Consider the following 14643-nt stretch of genomic DNA (forward strand, 5'->3'; position numbering starts at 1 on the left):
ACTGGAGTAGTAAAACGAAAAAGCCCCGTCAGTGATTACGGGGCTTTTTCTTTGCTGTCTGGAGCGGGTGATGGGAATCGAACCCTTTCCAGCCACCCGCTGTGATCCGCAAAGCCCGGCTTTACTGGCCTGCCGGCCCAGCCACTACGGCATTTTTCCGCTATGCCTTGCAGTGATTTCGACACTTTTTCGACAGCATAGCTAGACAGTCGGGAGGCTGTGGCGGTAGCGTTTGGCCAGCGCACGTAACGGTAAGGGGGGGATATGGGTAGGAGAGCGAAATATAACCTCCATAGTCGTATTTGGTGCACAATTAAATCTGCCCCCTTTTTTAAATAGGAAGCTTGTGGTTTATGGAAGTAAAAAAGCCATCGACAGGGGCTTGGCTGATCATACATGTTGTCTTTCCACTATGCCCTTTCTTGATAGAAGGTGGAATTCGGTTTGTTGTATTTAACAACGACTTAAGCTTGGCTACTTTTAGTAGTACTACTTTGGCAATATCAAGCGGGCTAATTTGTCTTTTTGTTAGTCAAAGCTTGTTTTCATACAAGCCCATCATTCCTAGTGACGACGAGCAAGAGCGGGCTATAGGTACTGCTCACTACTTTAATATACTTGGTATTGTTTGTTTTGTTGCATTTGGGGTTTTGGTTCTACTGACTGCGCTAAGTGAATCTATCCCTCCAATAGATGTGAAAAATATAAAATCCACTTTTGATTTAATTGTTTTGATTGGGGCCTCGGTTCCTGTGATTTCTTCATTTTTCACACAGAGAAGCTACAAGCTTAAGGCTGTTATATGAGTGATAGTGAATTAATATTTCTTATTGAAAGAATAAGCGGAAGTTTTCCTTCGGCTGTTGTTGGCGCAATTGTAGCGCTGACATTTTCTATAGTGCTATCGATCACAGCTAGACGAAAATTACCAATTGCCCATAGTGTTGCGATACTCGGTTTCCCTAGGTCTGGCAAAACAACTTTAATTACTTCTCTATTTGCAGAGGTTTTTGCAAGAAATATTAATTTTGTCTCCATCACGCCCAGAGGTGAATCCACAATTAATAGAGTGAACGAAGATATTGCACGGCTCGAAAACGGTGAGACCTTAGGACCAACTACAGATCAAGACCTGTTTGCCTATCGTGCTGAATTAAGATTGGGGAGAGGTTTTTTTTCCAAAAGATACAAATTTGAAGTTGGTGACTTTCCTGGGGAGGATACCGAAAAATTTGCCGCAGAAAGTGATCGATGGCTTCACGAATCATCATATTTCAAATGGGCAATGGAGGCCGATGCATTTGTATTCGTCATTGATCTCGGTAAAGTGCTCGATGACAACATTAGTGCAAGCTATAGGGCGCATGTGTCAAGTGCGTTTAGGGCATCTTGGCAGAAGCTTAAAGATCATCATTATGACGGAGAGTTCGAGCTTTCGAGAAAGCCAGTTGTGCTTGTGTTCTCTAAATTAGATCTACTTTCTGAAAGAAAAAAAGACAGCATTACTGATGAGTATTCAGAGTTAATCCGATACTTTGAATCAGAATCTCGTTATTTTCGCGTTGTTTTTACTAGCGCTTATCAACGAACTAGAGAACGAGGAGGGGTTCGTCAAGGAATGGATGATCTGTTGAGAGGTGTTCTGCCAAGATGAAGTCAACAAACGTATACAAGGGGCTGTCCCGTAGCTTATTTATGAGGCATATATTAAAAGATATCTCTACGGGAGTGAGCGTGTACAGTTTCTTTTTTGCTTAGCCAAAGGGTTACGAGTACCCAGTAGTCGCTGGCTCTTTGATTGTTTAAGTTCATTCCTGCTTCAAGATCTTTGATTATCAGTTTCTCCCCAGGGCGCACGTTCTTATTGATGGGGTGAAAGCTATCAACCGATTTGAAGTCCCATACTCCGTCTTTGTTGATATAGGCGTAGGCGACTTCAACACTCTCTATGTATCTGGTTTTTGAGTGTTTTGGATTGTTTACGATCTGCAGCTCGTCGAGCCTTGTATAGATAAGGCTCTTTCCTGCTAGCGCTCGGCCTTTGCCTGTTACTTTGAAAGCCCATTCGTCATGGGCTTGTCCGACGTAGAAGGCCACTTCTTCGGCTGCATTGGCCTGCGTTACCGCGATCAGGCACAGGATGGTGCATATCAGTTTCTTCATGGTTTACCGAGCTCCTTTCGGGCGTACCAGCGCCTAGCTGCTTCCTGAGTGATCGCTATCCCGCGTTGGGTTGGCTCAAGTTTCGGTTGGCTTCGTCGTAGTCTGGGCTGGTCTGGCCAATCTCGGGCGCTATTTGTCCGCTCGCGATCCAGAAGGCGTATTGGGGGAACATCTGCACGATGGCCTCAATGTCCTGCTCGTTGGCGCGCCGCTTTCCGTTTCTCAGGTGATACCAGCTGCTGCGGTCTATGCCTGTCAGCTTCTCAAGCTTAGGGGCCGAAAGCTTTTCCTTATCCCATACGGATATCAATCTTTCTCTTATCATTCCGAAAGCATCTAAAAAGCTTGCACATAGTGGTGGTTTATGTGTGGGGGCTTGGCTTATATTTTGTCCGCGCCTTGCAATATGTGTAAGGCATCTAATGCAAGATAAAGCGGAATATAGCGGAGCAAGCTGATGCTACCACCTGAAGGTCTTGACCCCCAAAAGCTGCACGGCGCACCGCCCTTGATGCCGTGGCAGAAGTTCGCTGAATGGATCGGCATGGGCGACGAACCCGTCGTTGTCCGCACCTGGGTGGAGCGTAACTACCTGCCTTCACAGAAGGTCGGCAAGCGCACCATGGTCAACGTGGCCTTGCTGCATCAGCAGCTTCTGGAACAGGAGTGGACGCTGTGAGCCGAACAGACCCGCAATTCAAGCTGCGCGTACCGCCCGAGCTGCGCGCCAAGATCGAACAGTCCGCCTTCGCCTCGCGTCGTTCGATGAACTCGGAAGTCGTCATTCGCCTGGAAGCGAGCTACGCCCAGGACAAAGCCGCCAAGGAGGGCACTCATGAGCAAGCCTGACGAAAGCCTCGATCTGTGCAGCGTGAAGACCTTCGCCGATCTAAGCGGCGTAACGGTCGAAGAGGTCATCAACTGGGTAGACAGCCAGACCATCCCGAGCATGAAGCTGGCCGACTTCCGCATGGTCAACCTTGCCCGTCTGCGCGCTGATCTGGAGAAGGGCAAAACCGTGTTCAAGGCGGGGGACTACGCCCATGTCTAGCCCGACTCTCACCTTCGACCCTATCACCGCTATCGGCTACATCGGCCAGACCGTTCTTGTCGAACTGGTATGGGAGGGAGACCCGGAACCTATCTGGCGTTTCAAACATATCGTTGGGGTGGTAGTGCCAGTCCAGGGCGTTAACGAAGTGGGGTACTTCTTGACCCTCCCTGTTATCGGCAGCGCTGATTTTCCAGACGAAATCTACTTCGACAGCATCCACACCATTCGGGCTGTCCGTGACCGTCACGCTCCCGCCAAGGTGCTGGGCCGCCTGCCGTTGCCGCAAGTGCTTCACAGCCAAGCCAAGGAAGGGGAGTGCAGCCATGCGTAAGCCACGTATCCAGCTCGACACGGCCACGGCTCTTAGCTACGTCGGCAAGACCGTACTGGTCGAAACCGCCTGGGATGCTGAGCCGGAATCCTTCTGGCAATGCATCCAGATTGTCGGCGTGCTGATCCCTACGCCGGATATGCAAGGCGCCCCGTGCTTCCTGGGTGTCGAACTCAGCTCCAGCACGCGCAACCCGAACGAGTTCTACTTCGACGACATTTGCTCTATCAGGGCGATGCGGTACCGCGACCGGCATGGTTCCGGCAACGTACTGGGCCGCATGACCCTGACCCATTCCGCCGATGGTTCCGGGTCAGGGGCCGCGCTCCCGGCTCGTCGGAACAGCTCCACCGTTCCGGCGAACGGAAGCACGGGCGCAGCGCACCCTTGACCCCACGCCATGAAAACAAGCCTGACCACGGGAGTGTGGGGTAGCTTCACCACCCCGCGCTCCCGAGCCCTCGGCGGCAAGAGTGGGATGACAAGGGCAAAGCCCTTGGTGTTGATCTTCAACGCCCGCCAGTGCCGCACAACCTCCACGTCTGATCCTGGGCGTTCGCGCCTGCACCTGCTCCCGCCCACACCTGAAACCCTGCCGGGTTTTCTCGCGCTGATCCTCTACCTGCTGCTGTCCGCCTGGGGGAATAACTGGGTCTCCATGATGAGCCCAGGAAGTCCCTCGCCGAGCGCCTGGACAGTGACAGACGAAGGATGCGGGCCGGCGGTGGGGTTGCGTGCGAGGCACGAGCGCGGGTGCGCGCCGCCGGCCCGCTGACGCTCCTGTAACACGTCAGAAAGTAAGACGAAAACTTCCGCAGTAATCAGCAATAGGTGACCAAGTGAAAAAGCCAAAAGACTTCCTGAGACTCGACATGCTGGCACGTGAGGATGCGACTGGCCGGCTGTTCGTAGACCCGGGCAACGCCCGTATCGTTGACCTGTCGAAAGTCCGCCTGCTGCACTGCGGCGTCGATACCGTTCGCCAGTTGTACCGTGGCCTGCTCCGGCCGGAGCTGCTGTGCCTGTTCGACAAACCCGGCACCATCGTCGACTTCGCGGGGGAGCGTTGGCATGCAGGCCGAGTGAGCAAGGATTCAGGCTACCAGTACAAGCTGCAGAACGCCGACCTGGGCTTCGTGCTGCTGCTCAAGAACTACAATGCCAAAGTCGAGAACATCGGCCCACACCTGAAAATCGAAGTGTCACCCCATGCCATCGACAGTCTGTCGCCCGAGCGCCTCCAGGCCCGCATGGATTTCTACGCCGAGCAGATCCTCACCCACATTGAACGCAACCAATGCGCGGTCCATCTCGCCCTGGATGTTCAAGGCTGGCAACCGCCCGCTGATCTGGTCGCCCGCATGCACTGCCGCGCCCGCTCGGCCCGTGATATCTCCGGCATCAAGGAAATCACCTGGGACACGAAAAGCAGCGTCTACGGCCGTGGCGAGACCTACATGTTCGGCTCTGCTGGTGGCGTCCAGCTGGCGATCTACAACAAAACCGAGCAGGCCAAGGCCACCGACAAGCTCGACTACTGGGAAGGCGTCTGGCGGCGTCGTGACAGCTTCGACGAAGGCGATCCGGACAACTACAACCGGGATCAGACCGTCTGGCGCGTAGAGCTGCGTTACCACCATTCGGTGATCCAACAGTTTGCCTCTGGCTCCGTCGATCTGCACACCGGCAACGCCATCGATACGAACAGCTACGCCGCCTTCACACCGCACTTGGATGGCCTGTGGCGCTACGGCATGCAGCAATTCAAGTTGCTGGCTCGCCCTGGGTACTACGAACCGATCTGGACCCTGCTACGTGAAGACGCCCGCGTCGATCTGCCGGTCGATTCACTGCTCGATGACACCGAATACAAGCGCAACTACAAGACGTCTCGGGGCTTCTCGGGCAAGAACGTCGAGTTATTCCTGGGAAACTTCGTAAGCCTGCTGGCACGGGAGCGAGTGGGCGCTAGAAAGGGTTTTTACCGGCTCAAGGATTGGGAATGCTGGCCGGTGATTCGTGACCACTACGCGGCCAAGGGGATGGATGAGGATGGGCTGTACAAGCACCTCAAGAACATCCTGGAGGAACGACACGTCAGGTGGGGCAGGGCGATCTGATGGCGATCATTCAACAGCCTGACGGGCGCTGGAAGGTCGATGTAGAACCCATCAAGGGGCGGCGCTTCCGCAAGACGTTCAAGACCAAGGCTGAGGCGCAACGGTTCGAAACGTCCTGCAGGGCCAAGGTGATGGAAACGCCCGATTGGGCACCCAAGCCAAAGGACCGCCGCAAGCTCTCTGAGGTGTTCACCCGCTATTACGATCTGCACGGCCACACCCTGGCCGACTCCAAGCGCTTGAAGCATGTACTGCGGAACATCGCCCGCGACCTGGGCGACCCGATAGCAGCCAAGTTCACCGCTGACCAGTTCTGCACCCTGCGTGGAAAGCTGCTGGCTGAGGGCATCAACGGCAAGACGCTGAACAATCGCCTGGGCTACGTGAAGTCGGTATTCAACGAGCTGCATCGCCTGGGTGATATCGACTACCCGAACCCGTTGGCCAAGGTGCGTCCGTTACGCCTGCAGGAACGCCCGCTGTCGTATCTGACCCAGGAACAGATAACCGAGCTGCTGGAGGCCTTCGACAACTACCCGAACTGCACGCATATGGCGCTGATCGCTCGCGTCTGTCTGGCCACCGGGGCACGTTGGGGTGAGGCTCAGGGGCTGGTGCCATCCAGGGTGAAGAATGGCGCCGTGACCTTCGCCAATACCAAGTCGAGACGCACACGAACCGTGCCGATCGCGCCTGCCCTGGAGCGGATGCTGTTGGACTACTTCAAGGAGTACGGGGCGTTCCCGAACTGCATTCGGCATTTCAGTCGTGTGCTGCAATCGACCTCGATCACGCTCCCGGCCGGACAAGCCACGCACGTTCTGCGGCACACGTTCGCCAGTCACTTCGTTATGGCCGGTGGCAACATCCTCACGCTGCAGAAGGTGCTTGGACACTCTTCCGTGACGATGACCATGCGCTATGCACACTTGTCACCCGATCACCTACAGGACGCGGTGCGGCTGAATCCCATCTTCGACACTTTGTCGACACTTCCAAAACCCGGAAACTAAAAAGCCCTGTAAAAACAGGGCCTTAAAGCTGCGATTTTGGAGCGGGTGATGGGAATCGAACCCACGGCTCTAGCTTGGGAAGCTAGGGTATTACCATTATACGACACCCGCAGCGGGTGCCTTTATACCGGAACTCGGCGGGGAAATGAAGGGCGAACCGGCGCTTGTCGTGCGGCCGGTTCGCCTCTGGGCCGGTTCATATGGCCATGGCCTGCAGTTCCTGCAGCTCGCCGCGCGTCGGCAGTTGCAGGCGTTTGCTGGGGGCGTTGAAGAAGTCCAGCAGCACGCGTTGGGTCTGCAGCCAGGCGGCCTTGTGTTCCATGTCGAGGAAGTGGCCGGCGTCGTTGATCACGGCGAACTGGGCGTGGTCGATGTGCTGGGCGAACAGGCAGGCGTCTTCCACCGAGGTGTATTCGTCGCGGTCGCCGTTGACGAATATCAGCGGGATGTCGATGGCTTGCAGGCATTCCTTGCTGCAGTGCGCTTCCATGTTCAGTACCTGCTTGATGTGCGCGTACATCTGCCGGTACTCGTGCTCGTCGAGGGTGCTGACATGTTTGTGGTTGAAGCGCTTGAACAGCGACGGCAGGTGCTTGCCGATGGTGCTGTTGACCAGCAGGGCGACGTTGTCGCGGTCTACCGAGCCAAGGAAGCGTAGGCCCTTGTGCAGGTAGTCGAGCATCGGCACGTTGAGGATCGGCGAGAAGGAGCAGATCGCGGCCTTTTCCAGCGTCGCCGGGCGTTGGGCCAGGGCGAGCAGGGAGGCGACGCCGCCCCAGGAGAAGGACATCAGGTAGTTGGCACCGTAGTGGTCGATCAGCTGGAGCAGGATCGCCGCTTCGTCTTCCTTGGTGATGGGCGTGAAGTCGCTGTTGTGTGGTTTCGACTGGCCGGCATAGGGCAGGTCGAAGGCCACCACATTGAATTGCGGCTGCAGGTACTTGACCGTTTGCGTGAACGAGGCGGTGGTCGCCAGAGAGCCATTGACCAGGATGATGGTCTTGCTTGCTGCCGGGTTGCCGTAGAACTCCGTGTGAACCTTGTGCTTCCTGTTGATCTCGACGACTGCGGTTTCTGGCCTCATGTCGTTTCCTCCTGGCGCAAGTGTGTCAAGGCGAGCGGGCGGCCGTTCGCATTTGATTGAGCAGTCAGAAAAGCGCCTGAGCGTGACAGCATGATGTCAGGCTGGAGATTTTTATAAGTATCGGAATTTCAAGCAGTTAGGATCGAAACAGGCGAGCGCTCCGGACCTTTTTCAAGGCCTTGGAGAGGGCGGTGTTACCAGGCAGGAATCCAGTCGGCGCAGAGCGCCAGCAACTGAAAGAACGTATAGCTGTCTCGTAGTGACCGGTTGGTCATCTCAAGACTTATGGCTCGATTCAAGCAGTTACCTTGCAGCCACGCAAGGGTGAGTCACATCTTTGTAGCCGATTGGCGCTGCCGTTGGTCGGGTAGTCAGATTCAGGCACAGGATGGCGATCAAACGCTGGCGATTTCGGCATCCGTCAGTGCGCGGTATTGGCCGGGGGCGAGCTGCGGGTCGAGAACGATTTCGCCCATGCTTTCGCGGTGCAGGGCGACGACGCGATTGCGGAAGTGGCCGAACATGCGCTTGACCTGATGGTAGCGACCTTCGAACAAGGTCAGCCGGGCTTGGTGGCTGCTCAGCACCTTGAGCTGGGCGGGCAGGGTGGTGAGGTCTTCGAAGGCGAAGTACAGACCATGGGCGAAGACCTCGGCGTACTCGGCGGTGATCGGCTGTTCGGTGGTGACGTGGTAGACCTTGGGCTTGCGCTGCTGCGGCTGGGTGATGCGCCGCGACCAGCGCCCGTCGTTGGTGAGCAGCAGCAGGCCGCTGGTGTTCAGGTCGAGGCGGCCGGCCAAGTGCAGGTCGTGCTTGTCCGGCTCGTCGAGCAGATCGAGGACGGTGCGGTGTTCGTCGTGCTCGGTGGCGCTGACCACGCCGACCGGTTTGTGCAGCATCCAGTAGCGCGCGCTGCGTCCGGCTTGCAGCAGTTCGTCGTCCAGCTCGATGCGCTGGAAGTCGCGCACCTCATGGCGCGGGTCGTGGACGATCGCACCGTCTACACGCAGGCGGCCGGCGCTGATCAGCAGGCGGCTGTCCTGGCGGCTGAAGCGGGGGAAGTTGCTGAGGAAGCGATCCAGGCGCATGGCTCAATCGCGCTCGCGGGGCTCAGTGGCTTTCAGCGCCCCCGCGCAGGCCGGGCACAGGCAGGCCTGGTTGCGTTGTTCGGGCGTCAGGCGCTGCAGCGCAGCCGGGTCGATCTGCGCGTCGAAGCACCAGCAGGGCTCGTCACGCCCGGCGGCGACGCTGCACTGGTTGCTCTTGCCGCATAGCGGGCAGTGTAGAGCGTCCATCAGAGATCTAGGCAGACGCGGTCGCGCCCGGCTTGCTTGGCACGGTACAGGGCGCGGTCGGTGCGGCCGAGTAGGGTGTGCAGGCTCTCGCCGGCATGCCACTGGCTGAGGCCAAGGCTGACGGTGACCTGCAGGCTCTGGCCTTCGACTTCATGGCGCTGTTCGGCGCATTGCTGGCGCAGTTTCTCGGCCAGGTCATGGGCGGCCTGGCGGTCGGTGTTCTTCAGCAGCAGGATGAATTCCTCGCCACCCCAGCGGCAGAGAATGTCGGACTGGCGCAGCGTGCCGCGCAGTTGCTGGGCGAAGTCGTGCAACACCTGGTCGCCGGCCAGATGACCGTGCTGGTCGTTGATCAGCTTGAAGTTGTCGAGGTCCAGCAGTACGGCGCACAGCGGGCTGCTGTCGCGCTGCGCTTCCTGCAGCGCCTGTTCGGCGAGGATGTCGAAGCCACGGCGGTTGGGCAGGTCGGTGAGGCTGTCGGTGGTGGCCAGGGCGGCAATGCGTTGCTGGTAGCGCCGAATCGCCAGGCTCACCAGGGTCAGTACGATGGCGGTGACCAGCAGGCACAGCAGCAGGTTGATGTAGAGCCCCTGGCGGATGCCGGCCAGGGCCTTGTCCTGCTTGTCGACGAACAGATACCACTCCAGCTCGGGGATGTAGCGCACGTTGAGGAAGTGCTCGCGGCCCTGCTCCTGGTACTCGAACTGGCCGCTTTGCGGCGTGGGCAGTTTTTCCATCAGGCCGTCGAGGCCGGGCACGTCGGCCAGTGAATCGCCGACCTGGGCGCCCATCGGTCCGCCTTGGGCGCCGGTGAGGGTGATGCGCCCGGTGGTGTCGACGAAGTAGACGCTGCGTTCGTAGCGCGCCTGGTATTCGTCGATCAGCTTGACCACGGCATCGACCGCCAGGCCGACGCCGGTGGCGCCAATGAAGCTGCCGTCGTAGTCGAGCACCTTGTAGTTGATGAAGATGGTCAGGCGGTCGGCGTTGGCCATGTCGACGTCGACGTTGATCTCGTAGGGCTCCTTGAGGCCGCGTACGCGGTAGTACCAGACGTCGCGCTGCTCTTCCGGCTTGACCTGCTTGAGCACGCCCTTGGCTTGGTAGTAGGTGCTGGTCCTGTCGGAGACGAAGAAGCTGGTGAAGGCGCCGTAGTGCTCCTGCACTTCACGCAGGTAGCGAGTCATCTGTCCGGTGTCCTGTTCGCCGGCCAGTACCCAGTCACGCAGGAAGGTGTCGCGGGCCATCATCGAGGAGATGAGGATGGGACGCACCAGATCCTTCTGGATTTCCGAATAGACGGTGTCGGAGGTCAGCGGCAGTTCGGTGTTGATGATGCTGTCGCGGATCGAGTCGCGCGAGGCGTAGTAGCTCAGCAGCGAGGTGGTGAGAAAGCCGCTACCGAGCAGGAACAGGAGCAGTAACACCAGCGAGGTTTGCGTGTGCCGTTTGGGGCGCAGGGACATGGGTGAATCCGGGAGCGGGCTAATGGCGTGATGCTAGCTTGCCGGAAGGGGATAGCGCCAGTTGTGATCACGATCGATGCTGTATATGGGGCGGATGAAAGTTGGGGTTACGCCAATCCGGCAAGGCGAGCAAAGCAGCCTTGCGTAGGAACCCCGCCCCGGGGGCGAGGCTTTGCGTATCCGCGTCAGGCGGGTTCGCGGCGGGGCGCCGCTCCTACAGGCCTGGTGTCTCGACATTTGACTGGGTGGCTGATTTTCCTACGGGATGTCCAGTTGCGTGGCGGTCTTGACCCTCTCCCCCAACCCCTCTCCCGTAAAGGGGAGGGGGGAGCAAGCGTTCAGGCGCCTGCGAGCTTTCAGGCTTCTTCCAGCACTACCACGCGCTGCCCGGCCCGCACGGGCGAACCCGGTTGCACGCGCACTTCGCGCACGGTGCCGGCCATTGGGGCGGTGAGCGGGATTTCCATCTTCATCGACTCGAGGATCACCAGCACGTCACCAGCCTGCACCTGCGCGCCGGCTTCCACCTGCACCTGCCAGAGGTTGCCGGCGATATGGCTGTCGATGCCGTGTTGGCCGGCTGCCAGCGGGGCGTCATCGCCGAGTTCGGCGGCCACTTCCTCGACTTCGAAATGCGCCTGGCCGCTGTCGATCCAGCGCTTGCGTTCGGCGTCGAAGGCGGCGCGCTGCTGCTGGCGGAAGGCGGCGATGCCATCGGCTTCGTCGTCGAGAAACTGCTGGTAGTCGGCCAGAGCCAGTTCGCTGTTTTCGATGCGCAGCGGGTAGCGGCCCAGCGGGAAGTCGCGGCGGATACGCAGTAACTCGTCGGCACTCACCGGGTAGAAGCGGATCTGGTCGAAGAAGCGCAGCAGCCAGGGCTTGCCGTCGAAGGCTTCGACCGCGCGGTAGCGGTTCCACATCTGCAGGGTGCGGCCGACGAACTGGTAGCCGCCGGGGCCTTCCATGCCGTACACGCACATGTAGGCGCCGCCGATGCCGACGGAGTTCTCTGCCGTCCACGTGCGCGCCGGGTTGTACTTGGTGGTGACCAGGCGATGGCGCGGGTCGAGCGGGGTGGCCACCGGTGCGCCGAGGTAGACGTCACCCAGGCCCATGACCAGGTAGCTGGCTTCGAATACCGTGCGGTAGACCTCGTCGAGGTTCGGCAGGTCGTTGATGCGGCGGATGAACTCCAGGTTGCTGGGGCACCAGGGCGCGTCTTTGCGCACAGTGGTCATGTACTTGTCGATGGCCAGCTGGCAGGCGGGGTCGTCCCAGGACAGCGGCAGGTGGACGATACGCGACGGCACTTTCAAGTCGCGTGCGGCGCAGACGGCGTCCCACTCGCCGGCGACGATATCGAGCAGCGTCTGCAGTGCCAGGGTTTCCGGCTGGTAGTGCACCTGCAGCGAGCGAATGCCGGGCGTGAGGTCGATCACGCCGTCCAGTTGTTTGGCCTCCAGTGCCTGCATCAGCGCATGGCCACGGAAGCGCAGCACCAGGTCGAGTTCCGGCGCACCGATTTCCAGCAGCAGGTGCGTGTCACCGGAAAGGCGCGCGACCAGGCGGGTGTCGGTTTCGCCTATATCGAGGACGACGGGGGAAGCCAACACCGAACGGCTCCCTCTCCCATTCATGGGAGAGGGCTGGGGAGAGGGGCTTTGGGTGTTTTCAAGAACCCTCTCCCCCGGCCCCTCGGCTTTAGCGTCCTGCGTCGCCCTACCTCCTGCATCCATGTAGTCGTCTCCCGCAGGCGGGAGAGGGGAGACAAGCGCTAGTTCAGCGTATTCACGTGCATTGCTTTGCGCCAACTCCCGCGCGGTGGCGATATCCACCGGCACGAAGCGCACCTTGTCGCCGGCCTTGAGTTGGCCGAGCTGCCACAGGTCGGCTTCGATGATTGTCACCAGGCAGACGAAGCCGCCGAGGCTGGGGCCGTCCGGGCCGAGGATCACCGGCATGTCGCCGGTAAAGTCCACTGCGCCGATGGCATAGGGGTTGTCGTGGATGTTGGACGGGTGCAAACCGGCTTCGCCGCCGCTGTCGCGCACCCATTCCGGTTTCGGGCCGATCAGGCGTACGCCGGTACGGCTGGAGTTGAAGTGCACTTCCCAGTCGGTGGCGAGGAAGCTGTCGACATAGGTGGGCGTGAAATATTCCGGCGCGCCGTGCGGGCCGTAGATCACCCGCAGTTCGCGCACGGCCGGCAGGGCGGGGTAGAGTTCGGCGGGTAATTGCGCGCCGGCCTCGCGGTTGGCGAGCGGCAGCAGGTGCAGTACATCGCCGGCACGCAGGGCACGGCCGCCATGGCCGCCGAACTGGCCGAGAGTGAAGGTGCTCTTGCTGCCCAGGTAGTCCGGCACCTGAATGCCGCCGCGAATGCTCAGGTAGCTACGTGCGCCGGACCCGGCAATGGTGCCGAGGGCCAGGGTGCTGCCGGCCTGGATCAACAGGGTGGTGTTCATCGGCTGGGCGATGCCGTCGAGGCTGACGGGAATCTCGGCGCCGGTGACGGCGACCACTGCGTCGGTGTTGAAGCGCAGTGTGGGGCCGTTCATGGTGATTTCCAGGCCGGCGGCGCCTTCGTTGTTGCCGAGCAGACGGTTGCCCAGGCGCAGGGCGCGGCTGTCCATCGGCCCGGACGGCGGCACACCGACGGCCCAGTAACCGAGGCGACCGGGGAAGTCCTGCACGCTGGTCTGTGTACCGGCGCTGAGCACCTCGAAGGTGCTGGCCTGGTAGACCAGATTCTCCAGGCAGCGCGTCCAGGGATGGCCGCTGGCGAAAGGCGCATCGCTGAGGATCTGGCGCAGGTAGTCGCGGTTGCATTCCACGCCGTACAGCACCGAGTCGGCCAGGGCCTTGTCCAGCGCTTTGGAGGCTTCATCTCGGCTTGGCGCCCAGGTGATCAGCTTGGCGATCATCGGGTCGAAGTAGGGCGGAATCTCGCAGCCGGCTTCGACCCAGGTGTCGATGCGCAGCGCCTTGCCGTCTGCGGGCGGGAAGGCGACGGCGGTGAGCAGGCCGGGGCTGGGCTGAAAATCCCGGCCCGGATCTTCGGCGTACAGCCTAGCCTGAATGGCATGACCGCTGGGTTGCAGGTTGACGGCCAGTTGGCTCAGCGGCGGCAGATCGCCAGCGGCCAGCTCGATCATCCAGCGCACCAGGTCGACGCCCCACACCTGTTCGGTGACGCCGTGTTCGACCTGCAAGCGGGTGTTCACTTCCAGGAAGTAGAAGCGCTCGGCCTCGCTGTCGTAGACGAATTCGACGGTGCCGGCACTGCGGTAACTGACCGCCTTGGCCAGCTTGATCGCAGCGGCGCACAGCTCCTCGGCCATGCCGGCCGGCAGGTTCGGCGCCGGGGTTTCTTCCAGCACCTTCTGGTTGCGCCGCTGCACCGAGCAGTCGCGCACGCCGAGGGCGAGCACTTCGCCCTGGCCGTCGCCGAACACCTGCACCTCCAGGTGGCGGGCGCGCTGGATGTATTTCTCGATAAATACGCCGCTGTCGCTGAAGTTGTTCTGGCCCAGGCGCTTGACCGCCTCGAAGGCGTCGCTTAGCTCGGCGGCCGAACGGCAGACGCGCATGCCGATGCCACCACCGCCGGCAGTGCTTTTCAGCATCACCGGGTAGCCGACGGCTTCGCCTGCGACCAGCGCGGCGTCGAGGTTTTCCAGCAGTTCGGTGCCTTCGAGCAACGGCACGCCATGTTGTTTGGCCAGGGCGCGGGCGGTGTGCTTGAGACCGAATACGCGCAGTTGCTCCGGCGTCGGGCCGACGAAGGCGATGCCGGCGGCTTCGCAGGCTTCGGCGAAGGCGGCATTTTCGGAGAGAAAGCCGTAGCCAGGGTGGATGGCCTGGGCGCCGCTGGCCTTGGCAGCGGCAAGAACCTTCTCGATCACCAGATAGGTCTGCGCGGCCGGGCCGTCGCCGAGGGAGAAGGCTTCAGTGGCCTGCTGGATATGCAGGCTGGCGGCGTCGGCTTCGGAGTACACGGCGACGCCACCGACCTTCAGTTCACGCAGGGTGCGCAGGATGCGGCAGGCGATGGCGCCACGGTTGGCGATCAGCAGTTTCTCAAACATCAGGGTGACCCTCGAAGGTCATGGCGGGC

15 protein-coding genes and 1 tRNA gene are annotated in these 14643 nt (G+C 60.0%); 9 read left to right on the forward strand and 7 right to left on the reverse strand.

Going from position 1 to position 14643, the window contains the following annotated elements:
• Nucleotides 1–353: 353 nt before the first annotated feature.
• Both JWV26_RS17350 and JWV26_RS17355 read left to right on the forward strand, forming a co-directional pair.
• On the forward strand, nt 354–806 hold the full coding sequence (locus JWV26_RS17350; RefSeq protein ID WP_206417422.1) for a hypothetical protein: 453 nt from the start codon (nt 354–356) through the stop codon (nt 804–806).
• The gene (locus JWV26_RS17355; RefSeq protein WP_206417423.1) at nt 803–1654 is read left to right on the forward strand and encodes a GTPase domain-containing protein; all 852 of its coding nucleotides are present in this window, start codon (nt 803–805) and stop codon (nt 1652–1654) included. The genes JWV26_RS17350 and JWV26_RS17355 overlap by 4 nt, the downstream gene beginning before the upstream one ends.
• 53 nt (nt 1655–1707) lie before the next feature.
• Here JWV26_RS17355 and JWV26_RS17360 read toward each other — a convergent pair whose 3' ends face one another.
• A complete protein-coding gene (locus tag JWV26_RS17360; RefSeq protein ID WP_206417424.1) occupies nt 1708–2163 on the reverse strand; it encodes a hypothetical protein in 456 nt (151 codons plus the stop codon).
• Between the two features lie 457 nt (nt 2164–2620).
• Here JWV26_RS17360 and JWV26_RS17365 point away from each other — a divergent pair, with 457 nt between their 5' ends.
• The 7 genes from JWV26_RS17365 (at nt 2621) to JWV26_RS17395 (ending at nt 6681) form a co-directional block, all read left to right on the forward strand.
• Nucleotides 2621–2842 carry a hypothetical protein gene (locus tag JWV26_RS17365; RefSeq protein ID WP_092374246.1) on the forward strand — a complete coding sequence of 74 codons (222 nt, stop codon included), beginning with the start codon at nt 2621–2623 and terminating at the stop codon, nt 2840–2842.
• Complete coding sequence (locus JWV26_RS17370) at nt 2839–3012, forward strand: Arc family DNA-binding protein (protein ID WP_092374249.1); 174 nt, start codon at nt 2839–2841, stop codon at nt 3010–3012. Before JWV26_RS17365 ends, JWV26_RS17370 begins: the two co-directional genes overlap by 4 nt.
• Nucleotides 2999–3214: a hypothetical protein gene (locus tag JWV26_RS17375; RefSeq protein WP_160020599.1), complete on the forward strand. Its 216-nt coding sequence runs from the start codon at nt 2999–3001 to the stop codon at nt 3212–3214. The genes JWV26_RS17370 and JWV26_RS17375 overlap by 14 nt, the downstream gene beginning before the upstream one ends.
• The gene (locus JWV26_RS17380) at nt 3207–3548 is read left to right on the forward strand and encodes a hypothetical protein (protein ID WP_206417425.1); all 342 of its coding nucleotides are present in this window, start codon (nt 3207–3209) and stop codon (nt 3546–3548) included. The genes JWV26_RS17375 and JWV26_RS17380 overlap by 8 nt, the downstream gene beginning before the upstream one ends.
• Nucleotides 3541–3939, forward strand: coding sequence for a hypothetical protein (locus tag JWV26_RS17385; protein ID WP_179545467.1), 399 nt, complete (start codon nt 3541–3543; stop codon nt 3937–3939). The genes JWV26_RS17380 and JWV26_RS17385 overlap by 8 nt, the downstream gene beginning before the upstream one ends.
• A gap of 481 nt (nt 3940–4420) precedes the next feature.
• Nucleotides 4421–5668, forward strand: coding sequence for a hypothetical protein (locus JWV26_RS17390; protein WP_074940761.1), 1248 nt, complete (start codon nt 4421–4423; stop codon nt 5666–5668).
• Nucleotides 5668–6681, forward strand: coding sequence for a phage integrase (locus tag JWV26_RS17395; RefSeq protein ID WP_206417426.1), 1014 nt, complete (start codon nt 5668–5670; stop codon nt 6679–6681). The genes JWV26_RS17390 and JWV26_RS17395 overlap by 1 nt, the downstream gene beginning before the upstream one ends.
• A 37-nt stretch (nt 6682–6718) precedes the next feature.
• On the opposite strand, the gene JWV26_RS17400 is transcribed toward JWV26_RS17395, so the two are convergent.
• The 6 genes from JWV26_RS17400 to JWV26_RS17425 all read right to left on the reverse strand — a co-directional run bounded on the left by JWV26_RS17400 (nt 6719) and on the right by JWV26_RS17425 (nt 14614).
• Nucleotides 6719–6792, reverse strand: a tRNA-Gly gene (locus tag JWV26_RS17400).
• A gap of 85 nt (nt 6793–6877) precedes the next feature.
• Nucleotides 6878–7765: an alpha/beta fold hydrolase gene (locus JWV26_RS17405; RefSeq protein ID WP_206417427.1), complete on the reverse strand. Its 888-nt coding sequence runs from the start codon at nt 7763–7765 to the stop codon at nt 6878–6880.
• Between the two features lie 395 nt (nt 7766–8160).
• Complete coding sequence (locus JWV26_RS17410; RefSeq protein WP_206417428.1) at nt 8161–8853, reverse strand: pseudouridine synthase; 693 nt, start codon at nt 8851–8853, stop codon at nt 8161–8163.
• 3 nt (nt 8854–8856) lie between these two features.
• Nucleotides 8857–9060 (reverse strand): cysteine-rich CWC family protein, encoded by a 204-nt coding sequence (locus JWV26_RS17415; RefSeq protein ID WP_206417429.1) that lies wholly within the window; start codon nt 9058–9060, stop codon nt 8857–8859.
• Nucleotides 9060–10526: a sensor domain-containing diguanylate cyclase gene (locus JWV26_RS17420; protein ID WP_206417430.1), complete on the reverse strand. Its 1467-nt coding sequence runs from the start codon at nt 10524–10526 to the stop codon at nt 9060–9062. Before JWV26_RS17420 ends, JWV26_RS17415 begins: the two co-directional genes overlap by 1 nt.
• A gap of 356 nt (nt 10527–10882) precedes the next feature.
• A complete protein-coding gene (locus tag JWV26_RS17425) occupies nt 10883–14614 on the reverse strand; it encodes a 5-oxoprolinase/urea amidolyase family protein (RefSeq protein WP_206417431.1) in 3732 nt (1243 codons plus the stop codon).
• Nucleotides 14615–14643 lie beyond the last annotated feature (29 nt).

The organism is Ectopseudomonas toyotomiensis (assembly GCF_017167985.1).
Lineage (GTDB): Bacteria > Pseudomonadota > Gammaproteobacteria > Pseudomonadales > Pseudomonadaceae > Aquipseudomonas > Aquipseudomonas toyotomiensis.